This is a genomic window from Micromonospora violae (assembly GCF_004217135.1).
In the GTDB taxonomy this organism is placed as follows: Bacteria; Actinomycetota; Actinomycetes; order Mycobacteriales; family Micromonosporaceae; genus Micromonospora; species Micromonospora violae.
Map to the genome: position 1 here is coordinate 46,353 of NZ_SHKK01000001.1, position 18,420 is coordinate 64,772.

17 protein-coding genes and 1 riboswitch are annotated in these 18,420 nt (G+C 72.7%); of the genes, 13 read left to right on the top strand and 4 right to left on the bottom strand.

The genetic code is table 11. The features are described 5' to 3' along the window. The first annotated feature begins 56 nt into the window (after positions 1-56). The 5 genes from EV382_RS00220 (at position 57) to EV382_RS00240 (ending at position 6,311) form a co-directional block, all read left to right on the top strand. On the top strand, positions 57-1,286 hold the full coding sequence (locus EV382_RS00220) for a winged helix-turn-helix domain-containing protein (protein WP_130399660.1): 1,230 nt from the start codon (positions 57-59) through the stop codon (positions 1,284-1,286). 121 nt (positions 1,287-1,407) lie between these two features. Beyond that, on the top strand, positions 1,408-1,953 hold the full coding sequence (locus tag EV382_RS00225) for a DUF2752 domain-containing protein (protein WP_130408263.1): 546 nt from the start codon (positions 1,408-1,410) through the stop codon (positions 1,951-1,953). Positions 1,954-2,855: 902 nt separating this feature from the next. Next, on the top strand, positions 2,856-3,596 hold the full coding sequence (gene thyX, locus EV382_RS00230; protein ID WP_130408265.1) for an FAD-dependent thymidylate synthase: 741 nt from the start codon (positions 2,856-2,858) through the stop codon (positions 3,594-3,596). Between the two features lie 47 nt (positions 3,597-3,643). Further along, positions 3,644-4,570 carry a 4-hydroxy-tetrahydrodipicolinate synthase gene (dapA, locus tag EV382_RS00235; protein WP_130399661.1) on the top strand — a complete coding sequence of 309 codons (927 nt, stop codon included), beginning with the start codon at positions 3,644-3,646 and terminating at the stop codon, positions 4,568-4,570. Between the two features lie 52 nt (positions 4,571-4,622). Beyond that, positions 4,623-6,311 (top strand): ribonuclease J, encoded by a 1,689-nt coding sequence (locus EV382_RS00240; protein ID WP_130399662.1) that lies wholly within the window; start codon positions 4,623-4,625, stop codon positions 6,309-6,311. Positions 6,312-6,374: 63 nt separating this feature from the next. Here the strand turns inward: EV382_RS00240 and EV382_RS00245 are convergent, their stop codons facing one another. Further along, positions 6,375-8,033, bottom strand: a complete 1,659-nt coding sequence (locus EV382_RS00245; protein WP_130399663.1) for a type III secretion system chaperone family protein — start codon at positions 8,031-8,033, stop codon at positions 6,375-6,377. Continuing rightward, a complete protein-coding gene (locus EV382_RS00250; protein ID WP_130399664.1) occupies positions 8,030-8,509 on the bottom strand; it encodes a YbjN domain-containing protein in 480 nt (159 codons plus the stop codon). Before EV382_RS00250 ends, EV382_RS00245 begins: the two co-directional genes overlap by 4 nt. Positions 8,510-8,622: 113 nt before the next feature. Here EV382_RS00250 and EV382_RS00255 point away from each other — a divergent pair, with 113 nt between their 5' ends. Then, on the top strand, positions 8,623-11,079 hold the full coding sequence (locus tag EV382_RS00255) for an FtsK/SpoIIIE family DNA translocase (RefSeq protein WP_130399665.1): 2,457 nt from the start codon (positions 8,623-8,625) through the stop codon (positions 11,077-11,079). 68 nt (positions 11,080-11,147) lie between these two features. On the opposite strand, the gene EV382_RS00260 is transcribed toward EV382_RS00255, so the two are convergent. Continuing rightward, entirely contained in the window at positions 11,148-11,393 is a 246-nt protein-coding gene (locus EV382_RS00260; protein WP_130399666.1) for a hypothetical protein, read from the bottom strand. An 82-nt stretch (positions 11,394-11,475) separates the two neighbouring features. Next, positions 11,476-11,790, bottom strand: a complete 315-nt coding sequence (locus tag EV382_RS00265; RefSeq protein ID WP_130399667.1) for a DMT family transporter — start codon at positions 11,788-11,790, stop codon at positions 11,476-11,478. A gap of 61 nt (positions 11,791-11,851) precedes the next feature. Next, a riboswitch (guanidine-III (ykkC-III) riboswitch) is annotated at positions 11,852-11,922 on the bottom strand. A 92-nt stretch (positions 11,923-12,014) separates the two neighbouring features. Between EV382_RS00265 and EV382_RS00270 the strand changes: the two genes are divergently transcribed. The 7 genes from EV382_RS00270 to pspM all read left to right on the top strand — a co-directional run bounded on the left by EV382_RS00270 (position 12,015) and on the right by pspM (position 18,392). Further along, on the top strand, positions 12,015-12,938 hold the full coding sequence (locus tag EV382_RS00270) for an ornithine cyclodeaminase family protein (RefSeq protein ID WP_130399668.1): 924 nt from the start codon (positions 12,015-12,017) through the stop codon (positions 12,936-12,938). 90 nt (positions 12,939-13,028) lie between these two features. After that, positions 13,029-14,537, top strand: coding sequence for a 30S ribosomal protein S12 methylthiotransferase RimO (gene rimO / locus EV382_RS00275; RefSeq protein WP_130399669.1), 1,509 nt, complete (start codon positions 13,029-13,031; stop codon positions 14,535-14,537). 77 nt (positions 14,538-14,614) lie between these two features. Continuing rightward, positions 14,615-15,208 (top strand): CDP-diacylglycerol--glycerol-3-phosphate 3-phosphatidyltransferase, encoded by a 594-nt coding sequence (pgsA, locus tag EV382_RS00280; RefSeq protein ID WP_130399670.1) that lies wholly within the window; start codon positions 14,615-14,617, stop codon positions 15,206-15,208. Between the two features lie 132 nt (positions 15,209-15,340). Then, positions 15,341-15,865, top strand: a complete 525-nt coding sequence (locus tag EV382_RS00285; RefSeq protein ID WP_425271852.1) for a CinA family protein — start codon at positions 15,341-15,343, stop codon at positions 15,863-15,865. Between the two features lie 209 nt (positions 15,866-16,074). Beyond that, positions 16,075-16,512, top strand: coding sequence for a helix-turn-helix domain-containing protein (locus EV382_RS00290; protein ID WP_130399672.1), 438 nt, complete (start codon positions 16,075-16,077; stop codon positions 16,510-16,512). A 198-nt stretch (positions 16,513-16,710) separates the two neighbouring features. After that, on the top strand, positions 16,711-17,583 hold the full coding sequence (locus tag EV382_RS00295; RefSeq protein WP_130399673.1) for a PspA/IM30 family protein: 873 nt from the start codon (positions 16,711-16,713) through the stop codon (positions 17,581-17,583). Between the two features lie 23 nt (positions 17,584-17,606). Next, positions 17,607-18,392 carry a phage shock envelope stress response protein PspM gene (pspM, locus tag EV382_RS00300; RefSeq protein ID WP_130399674.1) on the top strand — a complete coding sequence of 262 codons (786 nt, stop codon included), beginning with the start codon at positions 17,607-17,609 and terminating at the stop codon, positions 18,390-18,392. The last annotated feature ends 28 nt before the right edge of the window (positions 18,393-18,420 follow it).

The window sequence follows — 18,420 nt, forward strand, 5'->3', positions numbered from 1 at the left end:
TCGTCACGTCCAGCTTCCCGCACCGGCGTCGTACCGATGAATTAAGGTCGCCGACGATGACCGCACCGGAATCACTATCGCTCGCGCAGGCCCGCCGCGTGGCGCTCGCCGCCCAGGGCTTCGCCGACCCGGCGCCGACGGGCGTGCCCACCCGCCGGCACCTGCGCCGGGTGCTGGGGCGGGTCGGGTTGATCCAGATGGACTCGGTCAACGTGCTGCAACGCGCGCACTACCTGCCGCTCTACAGCCGGCTCGGGCCGTACCCGACCACGTTGCTGGACCAGGCCGCCTACCGACGCCCGCGCGAGCTTTTCGAATACTGGGGCCACGAGGCGTCGCTGGTCCCGGTGGAGCTGCACCCGGTGCTGCGCTGGCGGATGGCCCGCGCGCACAGCGAGTCCTGGGGCGGCATGCGGCGGATCGCCCAGGAGCAGCCGGAGCTGGTCGCCTGGGTCCGGGACGAGGTGGCCGCCCGAGGGCCGTTGACCGCCGCCGAGATCGAGCACGACGCGCCCCGGGAGACCGGCAACTGGGGGTGGAACTGGTCGGCGGTCAAGCGGGCGTTGGAGTTCCTGTTCTGGGCCGGTGAAGTGGCCGCCGCCGAACGCAGCACCTCGTTCGCCCGCCGCTACGACCTGCCCGAGCGGGTGCTGCCCGCCGCAGTGCTGGCCGCGCCCACCCCGAGCGACGCCGAGGCGTACCGCACGTTGGTGGCCCTCGCCGCGAGGTCGCTCGGGGTGGCGGCCGAGCCGGAGCTGCGCGACTACTTCCGGTTGCCGCTGGCCGGTGCCCGGCAGGCCGTCGCGGAGCTGGCCGAGGCCGGTGAGCTGGTGCCGGTCACCGTGGCGGGCTGGCGACAGCCGGCGTGGCTGCACCGGTCCGCCCGGCTGCCGCGCTGGGTGCGGGGCAACACACTGGTCAGTCCCTTCGATCCGCTGATCTGGGAACGTGCCCGCACCGAGCGGTTGTTCGACTTCAGCTACCGGATCGAGATCTACGTCCCGGCGCCGCAACGGGTCTACGGCTACTACGTGTTGCCGTTCCTCCAGGGCGACCGGTTCACCGCCCGGGTCGATCTGAAGGCCGATCGCAAGGCCGGGGTGCTGCTGGTGCCGGCGGCCTGGCGTGAGCCGGGCGCCGACCCGGGGGAGACCGCGCTGGCGCTCGCCGCCGAGCTGTACCGGCTCGCCGGCTGGCTCGGTCTGGACGCGGTGGCGCCGCCCGTGGCCGGTGACCTGGCCGGTCCGCTCACCGCCGCGTTGGCCAGCGTGTCCGGTGTACCGTGAGCGCGTGACGAGCGCTCCCGGACCGGTCGACCAGCCGCAGCCCGCCTCCGGAGTGGTCCACACCGCGCCGGCCGACGGCACCCACAGCGACCTGGGCCCCAGCGGCGTAGGCCCTGGTGGCGTGGGTCCCGGTGGTGTGGGTGCCGGTGGCTTCGCTTCCGACGGCTGGGGTCCGCAGGGCTGGCCGACGACGCCGCCGGCTGGCTACGCGACGCCTGAGCCGGATCGGCTCACCCGGTTCGTGCTGCGGCTCTACGAACGGTCCCCGCGCTGGGCGGTGCCACTGGCCGCGCTCGGCTGCGTCGCCGTCGGCATGAGCTACGCGCTGCTCAGCAACCCGACCCACGCCGACCCGGACGCTGCGCCCACCTGCCTGCTCAAGCTGACCACCGGCTTGGACTGCCCGGGGTGCGGTGGCACCCGCGCACTCTGGTACGTGCTGCACGGCGACCTGCCGGCCGCCGCCCGGCACCACTTCCTGTTCGTCTTCGCGCTGCCGTTCCTGGCGTACCTCTTCGTGGCCTGGGCGGGCAACCAGGCGTTCGGTTGGCGACTGCCCGAGCTGCGGATCAGCTCGAAGGTCATCACCGGTTTCCTGGGCGCGTGGCTGGCCTTCTCGGTGCTGCGAAACCTGCCCTGGGCGCCGTTCACCTCGCTCTACGTCTGACCCGCTGCGGGCCTGCTGGCCCGCCGGCCCGCTGCCTGCCGTCCGCCGTTCGCCGCTCTGTCCCGCGGGTCTGGCGCTCGGCGGGCATCCGGTGGTCGGGCTCCCTTTGGAGCTGAATCGTTTACGACATCACCCGCTGCCGCCCCCGACCGGCTCTCCGCCTGTGCCGCCTCCACCTGCTCAGCTTCGGCTTCCCAGGTGTTGCGGTGGATCTCGTGGTTGACGCCCTCGGCGACCCGCTGGGCGTGGCTCCACCGCGTAGCTTCCCGTCTGCGCCGCCTTCGTCGACCGTCGGTTGGTCGCCCACCTGTTCGGGTGGTTGGGTGGGCGCCGGCGTTCCTCACCCTCAACCGGGCGATGTTCCTCAGCCGGTCGGTGTTCGGGTCGTTCGGGTCGCGCTACGGTGCGCTGAGGGGTCGGCCCCAGCTGCCGAACGGTCCTTCACGGCCCGGCACCTGATGATCAACTCGTCATTCAGGAAATCGGGCCATCCGCCCGCCCCGGACACCCCGACTTTCAGTAACCCGGAAGCGGCTACCCGGGTCGCTCGGACAGGCTTGGGCAGGCGACCCGGGTAGCCGGGTGCTCGCCGGATGGGCACCGGGAAGGCCGGCTCCGCGCAGGCTCGGGGTGTTCGGCCAGGCTTGGGCGGCGTCCCCCAGGGCTGATGTCGTAAACGATTCAGCTCCAAAGGACGCCGACGTAACCGTCCGCCCAGCCCCAGCCCCAGCCCTGGCCCTGGCCCTGGCCCCGGCCCCGGCGTCGGCCCGACGGACGGCGCGGACCTTGGCCACTCGGGAGGCTTGTCGGCTTCGGTGCTCACTGAGTGATCGTCATTGCAGGGGGCGCGCCTGAGTTGGGCTGGGCGGCACCCCACCACTACAGTCCCAGGAATGCCGGACATGGTGCAGCCCCAGGTCAAGTTGATCGCGTGGACCCAATTCGCGGCCCCGGACGACGTGCCGTGGTCGACCGACGCGGAGGGTGGCCAGGCGCTCGCCGAGTTCGCCGGCCGAGCCTGCTACCAGTCGTGGAAGAAGCCGAACCCGGCGACCGCCACCAACGCCGGCTACCTGGCGCACATCCTCGAGGTGGGCCACCTGAGCGTGCTGGAGCACGGGTCGGTCACCTTCTACTTCACCGGGGTGTCCCGCTCCTTCACCCACGAGCTGATCCGGCACCGGCACTTCTCGTACTCCCAGCTGTCCCAGCGCTACGTCCCGGAGCGGGACGCGGCCATGGTCGAGCCGGCGGTCATCGCCGACGACCCGGAGCTGCACAAGAAGTTCGTGGAGGCCGCCGAGGCGAGCGTTCGGGCGTACACGGAGTTGTTGGAGGGCCTCGAGCAGCGCTTCTCCGACGAGCCGAACCCGACGCTGCGCCGCAAGCAGGCCCGGCAGGCGGCCCGGGCGGTGCTGCCCAACGCCACCGAGACCCGGATCGTCGTGTCCGGTAACTACCGGGCCTGGCGGCACTTCATCGCGATGCGGGCCACCGAGCACGCCGATGTGGAGATCCGTGAGCTGGCCGTGGAGTGCCTGCGCCAGCTTCAGGGCGTCGCCCCGAACGTGTTCGCCGACTTCGTGATCTCCACGCTGGCGGACGGCACCGAGGTGGCGGCCAGCCCGCACGAGGCGTCCTGAGCCCTTCCCCGGCGGGCCCCGGCTGGTCGTCCGCTAGGTTGGAGGGTATGACGCACGACCACCTAGACGCCGCGACCCGACCGGCGTCCCGCCCCTTCGGCCGGCTGCTCACAGCCATGGTGAGCCCATTCACCCCCGACGGTTCCCTCGATCTCGACGGTGCCGCCCGGCTGGCGAGCCACCTGGTCGACGAGCAGGGCAACGACGCGCTGGTGGTCAACGGCACCACCGGTGAGTCGCCGACCACCACCGAGGCGGAGAAGGAGCACCTGATCCGGGCCGTGGTGGAGGCCGTCGGTGACCGCGCCAAGGTGGTCGCGGGCGTCGGCACCAACGACACCCGGCACACCATCGAGCTGGCCGCCGCCGCTGAGAAGGCGGGTGCGCACGGCCTGCTGGTGGTCACCCCGTACTACAACAAGCCGCCGCAGAGCGGGTTGCTGCGACACTTCACCGCGGTGGCCGACGCCACCGGCCTGCCGGTGATGCTGTACGACATTCCGCACCGCTCTGGCGTGCCGATCGAGACCGAGACGTTGGTCCGGCTCGCCGAGCACGGCCGAATCGTCGCGGTCAAGGACGCCAAGGGCGACCTGACCGCAGCCAGCTGGGTGACCAGCCGGACCAGCCTCGCCTTCTACAGCGGCGAGGACGCTCTCACCCTGCCGGCGCTGGCCGTCGGATGTGTGGGCGTGGTGGGCACCTCGACGCACTTCACCGGGGCGCTGACCGTAAAGATGATCGAGGCGTACGACGCGGGGGACATGCCGACCGCGCTGGCCCTGCACCGGCGGCTGCTGCCGCTGTTCACCGGCATCTTCCGTACCCAGGGCACCATCCTGGTGAAGGCGGGCCTGGCATCGCTGGGCCTGCCGGCCGGCCCGGTGCGACCCCCGCTCGTGGACGCCACCGACGACGAGATTGCCCAGCTGCGCGCGGACTTCGCGGCAGCGGGCCTGGAGCTGCCCGAATGAACGAACGACACGATGGACGTCGAGTGACGGCGTCGCAGAATGAGGTGGACGCGTGACCGAGGCGCACATCGAGGCGGAGCTGCCCCCGCCGTTGCCGGAAGGCGGCCTGCGGATCATCCCGCTCGGCGGGCTCGGCGCCATCGGCCGGAACATGACCGTCTTCGAGTACGACGGCAAGTTGCTGATCGTCGACTGCGGGGTGTTGTTCCCCGACGTCGAGCAGCCGGGAGTGGACCTGATCCTGCCCGACTTCGGTCCGATCCTGGACCGGTTGGCCGACGTCCAGGCGATCGTGCTGACGCACGGTCACGAGGACCACATCGGCGCGGTGCCGTACCTGCTCGCCCACAAGCCCGACATCCCGCTGGTCGGTTCACAGTTCACCCTCGCCCTGGTCGAGGCGAAGTTGGCCGAGCGGCGGATCCAGCCGTACACGCTGACCGTACGGGAGGGCGGCCGCGAGCGGCTCGGCCCGTTCGAGTGTGAGTTCTTCGCGGTCAACCACTCGATCCCGGACGCCCTCGCGGTGGCCATCCGCACCCCCGCCGGCCTGGTGCTGCACACCGGTGACTTCAAGATGGACCAGCTGCCGCTGGACGGCCGGATCACCGACCTGGCCGGCTTCGCCCGGCTCGGCGCCGAAGGCGTCGACCTGCTGCTGTCCGACTCCACCAACGCGGAGATCCCCGGTTTCGTCACCCCGGAGCGGGAGATCGGGCCGGTGCTCGACTCGATCTTCGCGAAGGCCAAGGGCCGGATCATCGTGGCCTCGTTCGCCTCGCACGTGCACCGCGTGCAGCAGGTCTTCGACTCCGCCGTGGAGCACGGTCGCAAGGTCGCGCTGATCGGCCGGTCCATGGTCCGCAACATGGGCATCGCCCGGGACCTCGGCCTGCTCAACATCCCGGCCGGCCTGGTCATCGGGATCGAAGAGGCGACCACGCTGCCGCCGGAGCAGATCGTGCTGATGTCCACCGGTTCCCAGGGCGAGCCGATGAGCGCGCTGGGCCGGATGGCCAGCGGCGACCACCGGCACATCACCATCGCTCCCGGTGACACCGTCGTGTTGGCGTCCTCACTGGTGCCCGGCAACGAGACCTCGGTCTACCGGGTGATCAACCGGCTGGCCCGCGCCGGCGCGGTGGTCGTGCACAAGGACGTGGCCAAGGTGCACGTCTCCGGGCACGCCCCCGCCGGGGAGTTGCTCTACCTGCTCAACGTGGTCCGCCCCAGCAACCTGATGCCCGTGCACGGCGAGTGGCGTCACCTGCGCGCCCACGCCCGGCTCGGCGTCGAATCCGGGGTCGCCCCCGACCGGGTGGTGCTCTGCGAGGACGGCGACGTGGTCGACCTGGTCGAGGGCCGCGCCAGCCTGGTCGGGCACGTGAAGAGCCGGTACGTCTACGTGGACGGCCTCGCCGTCGGTGACGTCAGCGAGTCGCTGCTCACCGAACGGCGGATCCTCGGCGACGGCGGTTTCATCGCCACCACCGTTGTCGTCGACTCGGTCACCGGCAAGGTGGTCGGCGGCCCGACGCTCTCCGCGAAGGGTTTCTCCGAGGACCCGGAGGCGTTCAACCCGGTGGTGCCGCTGGTCACCGAGGCACTCAACCGCGCTGCGGCGGACGGCATCACCGACCCGCACCAGCTTCAGCAGATCGTCCGGCGGACCGTGGGGCGGTGGGTCAACGACAAGTACCGTCGTCGGCCGATGATCGTGCCGACCGTCGTCGAGGTCTGAGCACCGCCCGCTGACGCCGGTCCACCCGAACGGGGTGGGCCGGCGTTCGCCGTACCCGGGTGGTCAGGGCAGGGTGGCGACCGCCTCGGCGTACGCGACGCCGGTGGCGATGGCGGCGTCCATGAGGACCCGCAACTGCGCCGGGGCGACACCGTGCGCCAGGTCCGTGGCCACGTCGCCGGCCAGCACCAACTCGTCGCCGAGGTCGTGTGCGTACGCCTTGGGCAGCAGCCGGTCGTGGTTCCACGCGTTGCAGAAGGCGTACGCCTCGGCGCGGCGGGCCGCCGGCAGTCGACGGTTGGCCATGGCACGGGCGTGCAGCACCTCACCGCGCTCACCGGCCCGCCGGAACTGGATCACCGCGCCCTCCCAGTGGCCGACCACGGTCTCGCCCGCGTCCACGAGGTACCGGTCGCCGCGCCCGTCCAGGATCGCGGTGATCATGTCGAGGGACAGCGCGGACACCTCACGTTCGCCCAGCTCGGCCGCAGCGTCGACCGGGTCGGTGGCCGGCTCGTCGGGCTCGTCCGGGCCGTCGTCGGCGGGTAGGGGAACCGACGCCGCGAGCGGGCGCTCGGCCAACCAGGCGGCCATCCGTCCGGAGTGGTGCCCGGTGCCGTTGCGCGCGTCGAAGCTGCCCGCCAACTCGCTGGCCACCCCGAGCAGCAGCGCCCCGAGCGCGGCGACGTCCAGCTCGGTGGCCGCCCGCTCGCCGTACGCCGGGCGGGGGATTGTCCGCCCGCCCAGCCCGGCCTCCACGGCCAGCCCGCAGACCAGCGCCCCGGCGGCGGCGAACTCCATGGCGGCGAGGTCGTCGGTCGGCCGGTCCAGCCGGGGCAGCTGCTCGGCCAGAATGGTCAGCCCACGGTCCAGGTGCCCGCCCAGTGCGCAGAACCGCAGGTGCGCGGCGAGGTGCGGGAACGCTGCGGGCTCGTGCCGGTGCCGGCGGTACGCCCGCACGTGTGCCGTCGCCGCCCGCGCCGGCTCCCCGGTGCGGAGTGCGGGCAACAGGCCGGCGACCAGGTCGCGTTCGGGCTGGTCGGTGCAGGACTGCGGGGCGTCGTCGGCTTCCGCGAGTTCGGTGAGCGCGGCGCTCCACTCACCCCAGCCGGCCAGCAGTTCGGCGCGCCGGGCCGAGGCGCAGCCCGGGCAGCCGCCGGCCGGGCCGGGCGGTTTCCCGGCCCACCGCTCGTACCAGTGCCGGGCGGTGGGCTCGTCGCCCAGGTGATCGGCGACGCGGCAGTGCAGCTCCGCGACGGTCGGCGTGTCCGGGCCCTCGGTGCCGACGCGGTGCGCCAGGTCGTGCAACAGGGACCGGGTCTGGTCCAGCCCGACCCGGGGGGTGCCGAGCAGCGCCTCCACCGCGTACCGCTGGTAGCGCAGCAGCAACCCGGTCTCCGACTCGGTGAGCAGGTCGGGCCGGTGGTCGGCGGCCGCCCGGCAGCGCCGGACCGGCTCGACGAGCCGCCACCGCTCCCCGTGCAGCAGGTACGCCTCGATCAGCGCGAACCGGGCGTCCATCCCGGACCGGACGTCGCCGGCCGCGTCGGCGCGCTCCGCGAGCCGTTCCAGCGCCACCTGCCGGGCCGGGCCGTCGGGGAGGTCCCGGGCGTCGGCGAGCGCGGCCTCCAACGCCGGTACGCGGCCCGGACCGAGGCGGTCACCGGGGCCGAGGGGTGGCGTGCCGGTGCGGCTGCCGGTGAACTCGTCCCGGCCGGTCACGACGGCACCGCGCCGGGCAGGCGACGGACCGCCACGGCCAACTGGCAGCCGGTGGAGATGCCACAGTCGAGCAGTTGGTCGAGCTGGTGTGGGGTAACGCCGCGTTCCAGGTCGGTGATCACCTCTCCGTACACCCGGGCCCGGCCGCCGTCGTCGACGTGCACGAACGCCTTCGGCCAGAGCCGGTCGTGGTTCCACGAGTTGCAGAACGCGTACAGGTCGGGCACCCGTTCGATGCCGAAGGTCGGGTCGACCATGGTGCGGATCTGAAGCAGCTCCCCGTCCCCGCCGACCCGCAGGAACCAGATCATGTTGTCGTCGAAGTGGCCCACCAGCTCGCCGTCGGGGGTCAGGCCGACGGACCGGCCGCGGGCAGCGAGCACCGCGGCGACCAGTTCGCCGGTCAGCGGACGCAGTGCGCCAGGGTGCCCGGCCAGCGGATCGTCCGGATCGCCCTCGATTTCCGGCGACGCCATGGGGCATCCCTTCTGAGGCGGATATCACGACCGGCGGTGGGGTTCGTGTTACGACGCGCGGACACGACCCGGAAAAGCGGGGATCTGCCCGGCCCCACCGTTACCGTGACTCTATGGCGGGCCGTACCTCTCAGGCGAGTCGGCGGCGCGGCGCGTCGCCGCGCGGTGGCACCAACAGTCGTGCCCGTCAACCGGCGAAGAAGACCCGGGCACCGGTCCGACGTCGCACCACACCGCCCCGCCCCGGCCCGGCGGTCTACGTCGGTCGTGCGGTCGGTGCACTGTGGATGGGGCTGGCGCACGGGATGGGGTGGGCTGTGCGGGCCGCCGGCCGGCAGGCCGCTTCGGCCCGTGACCTCGACCCCGAGCACCGTCGAGATGGCGCGGGTCTGTTCCTGTTCGGGTTCGCCCTGCTCTCCGCCGTGGCGCTCTGGTTCTCCGGGGCGGGGCCGGTGGGCACGCGACTGGCCGACACGATCCGGCTGTTCCTGGGCGCGATCTCGGTGGTCGTACCGGTGTTGCTGATGATCGGGGCGTGGCGGCTGATGCGTCAGCCGGCCGATCCGGAGCACCGGGGCCGCGGGTTGATCGGCTGGGGTTCGCTGCTGGTGTCGACCGCCGCGCTGCTCCAGATCGGCCAGGACCCGGCGGACACCGTGGAACGTGACTTCGCGGGCGGCCTGGTCGGCGCGGGCGTCGGCGGGCTGCTGGAGCGGGCGGTGACCGCCTGGGTGGCGGTGCCGCTGCTCATCCTGCTGCTGCTCTTCGGCCTGCTCGTGGTGACCGCCACGCCGATCAACAAGATTCCCGAGCGGTTGGGCCTGCTCGCCGGTGGGTTGGTCAGCACGCCGGAGGCCGCCGAGGAGGCGGACGAGCCGGCCGCCAAGCCGGCACGTAAGCGGCCGGCGAAGCGGATGCCGCCGCCGCTGGACCCGGACGACTTCGAGGACCTGGACGGCGCGGACCTCCAGGAGACCATGGTGCTGCCGCGCAAGTCTCCGGCGAAGGTGCCGGCGAGCCGCAAGCCGCCGGTCGAACCACCGGAGCACTCGCCCGCCCCCACCCGGGCCGAGCAGCTCGCGTTGACCGGGCTGGCCGGGGACTACACCCTCCCGCCGGCCAACATGCTCAGCACCGGGGCCGCCGCGAAGACCCGCAGCAAGGCCAACGACGAGGTGATCGCCGCGCTGACCGGCGTGTTCGACCAGTTCGATGTGGACGCCGCCGTCACCGGCTTCACCCGTGGCCCGACCGTCACCCGGTACGAGGTGGAGTTGGGGCACGGCGTCAAGGTCGAGCGGATCACCCAGCTGTCCCGCAACATCGCGTACGCGGTGAAGTCGCCGGACGTACGGATTCTCAGCCCGATCCCGGGCAAGAGCGCCGTCGGCGTGGAGATCCCGAACACCGACCCGGAGAACGTCGCCCTCGGTGACGTGCTGCGCTCGCGGGCGGCGACCAGCGACCACCACCCGATGGTCGTGGCGCTCGGCAAGGACATCGAGGGCGGCTACGTGGTGGCCAACCTCGCGAAGATGCCGCACATTCTGATCGCCGGCGCCACCGGCGCGGGGAAGTCGAGCTGCCTCAACACTCTGCTGGTCTCGATCCTGACCCGGGCCACCCCGGACGAGGTGCGGCTGCTGCTGATCGACCCGAAGCGGGTCGAGATGACCGGCTACGAGGGCATCCCACACCTGGTCACCCCGATCGTGACCAACGCCAAGAAGGCGGCCGACTCGCTGGACTGGGTGGTCCGCGAGATGGACATGCGCTACGACGACCTCGCCGCCAACGGGGTCCGGCACATCGACGACTTCAACCGCAAGGTCCGCAACGGCGAGATCAAGGCCCCGCCGGGCAGCGAACGCGAGATGCGCCCGTACCCGTACCTGTTGGTGATCGTGGATGAGCTGGCCGACCTGATGATGGTCGCGCCGCGCGACGTGGAGGATTCGGTCGTCCGGATCACCCAGCTGGCCCGGGCCGCCGGCATCCACCTGGTGCTCGCCACCCAGCGCCCCTCGGTCGACGTGGTGACCGGTCTGATCAAGGCGAACGTGCCGTCCCGGTTGGCGTTCGCCACCTCCTCGCTCGCGGACTCCCGGGTCATCCTGGACCAGCCGGGCGCGGAGAAGCTGCTGGGCCGTGGTGACGGGCTCTTCCTGCCGATGGGCGCGTCCAAGCCGGTCCGCATCCAGGGCGCCTGGGTCACCGAGCGGGAGATCGCCGATGTGGTGAAGTTCTGCAAGGACCAGCGTGAGCCGGAGTTCCGCACGGATGTGCTGACCCCGGCGCAGGAGAGCAAGAAGAAGATCGACGAGGACATCGGCGACGACCTGGATCTGCTGGTGCAGGCGGTCGAGCTGGTGGTCACCTCGCAGTTCGGCTCGACCTCGATGCTCCAGCGCAAGCTGCGGGTCGGTTTCGCCAAGGCGGGCCGGCTGATGGACCTGATGGAGACCCGGGGAGTGGTCGGGCCGTCCGAGGGGTCGAAGGCGCGCGACGTGCTGGTCAAGCCGGACGAGTTGGACGAGGTCCTGGTCGGCCTGCGCGGCGACGGGGACTGACCGGCGGCCGACCCCGCACGTACGACGGGCCCGCCGGTTGTCCGGCGGGCCCGTGTCGTGGGGAGCGGTCAGTTGTTGATCAGAGCGCCGAAGATCACCAGGCTGATGATCGCGGCGACCACGCTCGCCACGGCCGCGTACCAACCGAGCGGCTTGTCACCGAGCACCGCGCCGACGACGCCCGCGATGACGCCGAGGACGCCGAAGATGATCGGGTTGAGCAGGAGAGCCAGGACCGCGAAGACGAACCCCACGATGGTGAGGATGCGGGCGGCGTTGCTGCGGGGACGAGCGGTGCTCGGCATGTCGGCCATGTCTTCCTCCGGGTGAGAGCCTGTCGGGACGAACCGATCACTACCCACTGTGGGCACCGGCCACGCATCCCGACGGGGCAGCTCAGTGGAAGATCTTCAACCCGATCACGCCGGCGACCACCAGCAGGAGGCAGAGGACGCGGGGCAGACTCGTCGACTCGCCGAGCGCCAGCATCCCGACCAACGCGGTGCCGACCGCGCCGATGCCGACCCAGACCGCGTACCCGGTGCCGACCGGGATGTCCCGGAGCGCGTACGACAGCCCGGCCATGCTCAGCAGCAGGGCCACCGCGAACACCACGGACGGGACCAGCCGGCTGAAACCGGCGCTGCGGTCGAGGGCGACCGCCCAGGCCGCCTCCAGCAGTCCCGAGATCACCAGTACGAGCCAGGCCATCGTCCACCTCACCGGATGCGCCCGGGGCTGCCGCGCCGGGACGGGTCGAGTCTGCACATCACGCGGGGCGTCTTGGCCTGACCGGGTACGCCCACCACTCGTCCGGAGCGGCCACCAGCATCCGGCCACCGGTGCCGACGCTAGCACCGACCCCGGCGGCCTGGCGGTGATCGCCGCCACGGTCCGTTGACCTCTACCTGACTTCAACATGCAGTATCGCCAGCATGACCATGCTCTACGCCGACCCCGAGGTGGCCGCCGCCCTGGACGCCACCACCACGGTCGACGCCATGCGCGCCGCACTCCTGGCCGCGTACGAGGGACGCCTGATCGCGCCACCCCGGGCCGCCGCACCGCTGGGCGGTGGGCGGATGGTGCTCACCGCCGGGCACCTGGTCGGCGAGTGGTACGGCTTCCGCTCGTACGACACCTTCGGGCACCCGCAGGGCGAGCAGCTGGTGGTCCTGCACGACGCCCGGACCGGGGCGATCCGGGCGGTGGCGGTCGGCGAGGAGCTGGGCTCCCGTCGTACCGGAGGGTTGGGGGGCCTCGCGGTCGACGCGCTGGCCCGCCCCGACGCCGCTACCCTCGGTGTGATCGGCTCCGGCCGGCAGGCGTGGACCCAGGTCTGGGCCGCCGCCGCGGTCCGTCCCCTGCGCGAGGTGGTGGTGCACAGCCGCTCCGCCGCCCGCCGGGACGCCTTCGCCGCCCGGGTCCGTGCCGAGCTGGGCGTACCGGCCCGCGCGGCGGCCGACCCGGGCTCGGCCGTCGCCGGACGGGACCTGGTGGTGCTGGCGACCACCAGCCCGACCCCGGTGCTGTGCGCCGCCGACCTCAGCCCCGGCACGCACGTCAACGCGGTCGGCTTCAAGCAGCGCGACCGCAGCGAATTCGGCACCGACCTGCTGGACACCGCCGACCTGCTGGTCACCGATTCGCCGGCCCAGGCGGCGGACTACCAACCGCCGATGCTCGCGGCCACGCCCCCGTACGCCGGTCGGTTGCGCGACCTGGGCGGCATCCTGGCCGGCGCGGTCCCCGGTCGGACCACCGCGGACCAGATCTCGGTCTTCTGCTGCACGGGCCTGGCCGGCACCGAGGTGTTCCTGCTCGACGCGCTGACCCGCGTGGCCGCCGCGGCCCGTTGACCGGCTGGCCGGGCGGGGTCGACCGAGATGGTGGCGATTGTCTCCGCAGCCCGCGTGCGTGGGGTTACCCGACCGGCCCGGTACCCTCGGATGGTGTCTGCCACCTCTCCTTCTCCCGCTGATCACGCCGAGGGCCGTCGCGTCGCCCTGCTGACGCTGGGCTGTGCCCGCAACGAGGTCGACTCGGAGGAGCTGGCTGCCCGCCTGCACGCCGACGGCTGGCAGGTGTCCACCGACGGCGAGGGCGCCGACGTGGTGGTCGTCAACACCTGCGGTTTCGTGGAGAAGGCCAAGCAGGACTCGATCCAGACCCTGCTCGCCGCCGCCGGAACGGGCGCCAAGGTGGTCGCCGCGGGGTGCATGGCCGAGCGGTACGGCCGGGAGCTGGCCGACAGCCTGCCCGAGGCGCAGGCGGTGCTGAGCTTCGACGACTATCCCGACATCGCCGCCCGGCTGAACGCGGTCGTCGCCGGTGAGCAGATCAACGCGCACACCCCACGGGACCGGCGCGAGCTGCTGCCGCTGACCCCGGTGCGGCGGCGCGACAGCGGCGTGTCGCTGCCTGGCCACGGCACCGTCACCCGCACCGCCGTCGACACCGACGAGCACACCCCGGCGCACCTGCGGCAGGTGCTGCGCCGCCGGCTCGACACCGGCCCGGTGGCCTCGCTGAAGCTGGCCAGTGGCTGCGACCGTCGCTGCGCGTTCTGCGCCATTCCGGCCTTCCGGGGGGCGTTCGTCTCGCGTACCCCGGACGAGCTGCTCGCCGAGGCGGAGTGGCTGGCCAAGACCGGCGTACGGGAACTGGTGCTGGTCAGCGAGAACTCCACCTCGTACGGCAAGGACCTGGGCGACCCGCGTGCCCTGGAGAAGCTGCTGCCGCAGCTCGCCGCGGTGACCGGCATCGTCCGGGTGCGGGCGAGTTACCTTCAGCCGGCCGAGACCCGGCCGGGTCTGGTCGAGGCGATCGCCACCACCCCGGGCGTGGCACCGTACTTCGACCTGTCGTTCCAGCACTCCAGCGAGCCGGTGCTGCGCCGGATGCGGCGTTTCGGCTCCACCGACCGGTTCTTGGAGCTGCTGGCGGGTGCCCGCGCGTTGGCCCCGGAGGCGGGGGCCCGGAGCAACTTCATCGTCGGTTTCCCCGGCGAGACCCGCGCCGACGTCGACGAGCTGGTCCGGTTCCTGACCGAGGCCCGGCTCGACGCGATCGGGATGTTCGACTACAGCGACGAGGACGGCACGGAGGCCGCCGGCCTGCCCGGCAAGGTGTCCGCCGCGACGATCAAGCGGCGCTACGACCGGCTCAGCGCGCTCGCCGACGAGCTCTGCTCGCAGCGGGCCGAGGACCGGCTCGGCTCGACCGTCGAGGTGCTGGTCGACTCGATCGAGGACGGCGTGGTGGAGGGCCGGGCCGCCCACCAGGCGCCGGAGGTGGACGGGTCCACCACGCTGGTCGCCCCGGCCGACGGCGGCGTCGACCTGGCCGCGCTGCGCCCGGGTGATCTGGTGCGCGCAACGGTGACCGGCACCGAAGGGGTGGACCTGCTCGCTGTGCCGGATGAGATGATCTCGGCGGCGCCCGGCGCGGCACGGTGACGGCGGGCCCGAGCGGAGCGGGGGACCCAGGTGGTGCGGTGCCGGGAACGCCACGGCGGCCCGAGCGGAGCGCGGCGGTGACGGGGGCGACGGAGTCGACGCCGGGCCGGGTGGTGGCCGTGGTGCCCGTGGTCAACGCGGCCAACGCGCTGACCGCCCTGCGGCTGGTGCTGGTGCCGGTCTTCGCCGTCTCGGTGATCATGTCGGGGATGACCCACACCGGTTGGCAGATGGCGGCCTGCCTGATCTTCGCGGTGGCCTCGGCGACCGACCTGGTGGACGGCTGGATCGCCCGCCGCTTCGGGCTGGTCACCTCGGTCGGCAAGGTGGCCGACCCGATCGCCGACAAGGCGCTCACCGGGGCCGCGCTGGTGCTGCTCTCCTGGTACGACCAACTGCCCTGGTGGGTGACCGCGCTGATCCTCGTCCGCGAGCTGGGCATCACCGGGCTGCGGTTCTGGGTGATCCGGCACGGCGTGATCGCCGCCAGTCGAGGCGGCAAGGTCAAGACCGCGCTCCAGATCCTGGCCATCGCCTGGTACCTCTGGCCGATGCCGGCCGCGCTCGCCGCCGTCGGCCCCTGGATCATGGCCGCCGCCGTCCTGGTCACGGTAGCCACCGGCTTCGACTACATAACCCAGGCCCTCCGCCTCCGCCGCCGCCCCCACTAACAGGCCCCCGGGCCTCCCTCACCCCCGTTGATCATGGAGTTGTCACCATCCGGCACGGCGTGTCGCGCCGCTAACCGCATGATCGATGCGATCGGGGGGTTGGGAAGGCGTGGGGTGGGGGAGGGTGTTGGGGTGGACGGTGTCGGGGTGGACGGTTTCGAGACAAGCGATTTCGAGGTAGGCAGTGCGGCGGCGGCGGTCGTGCATCGGCTGGCCGAGCGGCACGAGACCATGGCCACCGTCGAATCGCTCACCGGCGGGTCGCTGGCCGCTTCGATCGTGAACATCGCCGGGGTCAGCGGGGTCTACCGGGGTGGCCTCGTGGTCTACGCCACCGAGTTGAAGGCGACCCTGGCCGGCGTCCCGGCCGACCTGCTGTCCGAGCGGGGACCGGTGGACCCGGAGGTGGCGGCAGCGCTCGCCGAGGGCGGCCGGCAGCGGTGCGGCGCGGACTGGGGGCTGGCCACCACCGGCGTCGCCGGCCCCGAACCGCAGGACGGAAAGCCGGTGGGCCTGGTCTACGTCGCGGTCGCCGGCCCGAACGGCAGCGAGGTCCGTCAGCTCGACCTCGGCGGCGGGCGCGACCACATCCGCGCGGCGGCGGTGGTCGACGCGTTACGGCTGCTCACCGAGCGGCTCGTCGCCGCGACCCCGTGAACCCGGTTCCGTTCCGCCCGGGATGGGGCGGAAACGGGCGGCGGTACGCCCCGGGAAGCCTTCCCCGGCGAACCGACGGGCGGGGCGGGATGTCGCCCGGGCCCGCAACGGGTACGGTTGCGGGAAGGCTCCGACGTTCGGGGCCGGCGCGGTCCGCCGCGACCGGCTGCCCAGCGCCGGGCGCGAGGTATCCCTCAGGGGGAGGTGCGATGATCCTGCTACGCCGGGTGATCGGTGACGCACTGCGAGCGCGCCGGCAGGGGCAGCAGCGCACGCTGCGTGAGGTCTCCACCGCCGCCAACGTCAGCCTCGGCTACCTCTCCGAGATCGAGCGGGGGCACAAGGAGCCGTCGAGTGAGCTGCTCGCCGCGATCTGTGACGCCCTCGGTGCCCGCCTGTCCGAGTTGCTGCGAGAGGTGAGTGACACCGTGGCGCTCGCCGAGCAGATGCCCGGGGTGCTCGTTTCGATGCCGGACGAGTCGGCCGACGCCGCCGCCACCAAGAGCACCAACCGGGGTGTCCGTCAGGTCACCTCCGACGGCAAGGTGGCCGTCTCCGTCCGCCAGGACTCCCCACTCAAGGCCACACTGCGCAGCACCCGGGTCCGCCCGACCGAGCGCGACCGCGACGTGGTCTGCGCCGCCTGAGCCGTCGATCCCGTTGCCCATGGGCGGGTTGGCCCCGGCCGCGTAGGGTTGCTCACAAGAGTTGCCGGTGCTGTCGACCGCCCGGTACGGATGCCCCGTTGGCGTTCGGCTGGGACGATGGAGGCCGGCCGGTGACGGTCGGTCCGTTCAGCCGGCCCGGCCGTGGTGGAGCGACGCTACTGAGGGGATACCACGGAGATGGCGAACCCGTTCGTCAAGGGTTGGAACTACCTGATGGCGCTCTTCGGTGCGAAGATCGACGAGCATGCCGATCCCAAGGTGCAGATCCAGCAGGCCATCGAGGATGCCCAGCGGCAGCACCAGGCGCTGGTTCAGCAGGCGGCCGCGGTGATCGGCAACCAGCGTCAGCTGGAGATGAAGCTGTCCCGGCAGATGTCCGAGGTCGAGCGGTTGCAGGGCAACGCCCGGCAGGCCCTGGTGCTGTCCGACCAGGCCCGAGCCAAGGGCGACGAGGCCGAGGCGGTGCGGTTCGAGCAGTCCGCGCAGACGCTGGCCAGCCAGCTCGTCTCCGCCGAGCAGGCCACCGAGGACCTGAAGACCCTGCATGACCAGGCGCTGGGTGCCGCCGCTCAGGCCCGCCGGGCGGTCGAGAACAACTCGATGATCCTCCAGCAGAAGCTCGCCGAGCGCACCAAGCTGCTCAGCCAGCTGGAGCAGGCCAAGATGCAGGAGACAGTGGCCCGCTCGCTGGAGTCGATGTCGTCGCTGACCGCGCCGGGCACCACCCCGTCGCTGGACGAGGTGCGCGACCGCATCGAGCGGCGGTACGCCAACGCGATGGGTCGCGCCGAACTGGCCGGCAACTCCGTCGAGGGCCGTATGTTGGAAATCCAGAAGGCCACGATCGACTCGGCCGGCTCCGCCCGACTGGAGCAGATCCGGTCCAGCATGGCCGGCGAGCAGCTCGGCGGCGCGGCCCAACGCCCGGCCGTGCCAGAGGCCGAGAAGGCTGGCCCGGCCAACGATCCGACGGCCGCCGCCCGACTGGACGAGCTACGCGCCAGCATGGCCCGTGAGCGGGGCACCGGCGACCCGACCGCCGCCGGCTGAACGACCGGACCGAGGAGGTCAGGGTGGCAGACGAGCGGACCCGGTACTTCCGGCGCTTGGACCGGCTGCGCCGGTCGGCCCGCCGGTGGAGCGTGCTGGCCGGTGGGCTCGGCGGCGCGGCGGCGGTGCTGACTCCGTACGCCGGTCTTGGTCTGCCCGACGCGGCCTGGGCCGGCGCCGCGGGCAGTGCGGTGGCGCTCGCCGCCTGGCGCTGGATCGACGCACGAGCCCTGGCCGCCCAGCCTGCGCCCCCCGCGCTCGACCCGGCCGAGGCGGCGGCCCGGTCGCGGGCCCGGCTGATCGCCGCCGTCGAACGGCTGCCGGTCGGCCCGGGTGTGCTGGCCGAGGTGCGCCGGGTCCGTTCCCGGATCGCGCTGCGCGGCACCAGCGCCGGGGAGCAGTGGGTCCGACTGGACCGGGCGGCGCTCACCCTGGCCGGGATGGCCCCCCGGCTCACCGGGCTGGCCGAGCCGGCAGTGCGGGAGGCCGCCGCCGCCGACCGATCGTTGCGTGAGCTGGCCGCCCGGGTGGCCAGTGTCGAACGCGCGCTGCGGCTGGCCCCGGCCGACGCTCGCCCGCCGCTGGCCGAGGCGCACGCCGCGCTGACCGCTCAACTGGAGGGCGGGGTGGCGGCGTACGAACGGCTGGTGGTCGCCGCCGCCGGCTACCTGGCCGAGGACGCCCGCCCGGAGACCGCCCACCCGGCGGCCGACCGGCTCACCGAGGCGACCGACCTGCTGCACGGGGTCGCCGGAGCCCTGGCCGAGCTACGGACCGTCGGTACCCCGCTGCGCGCGCCGACGCGCTGACGCCGAGAACGCGCGCCGCCGCGCTGAC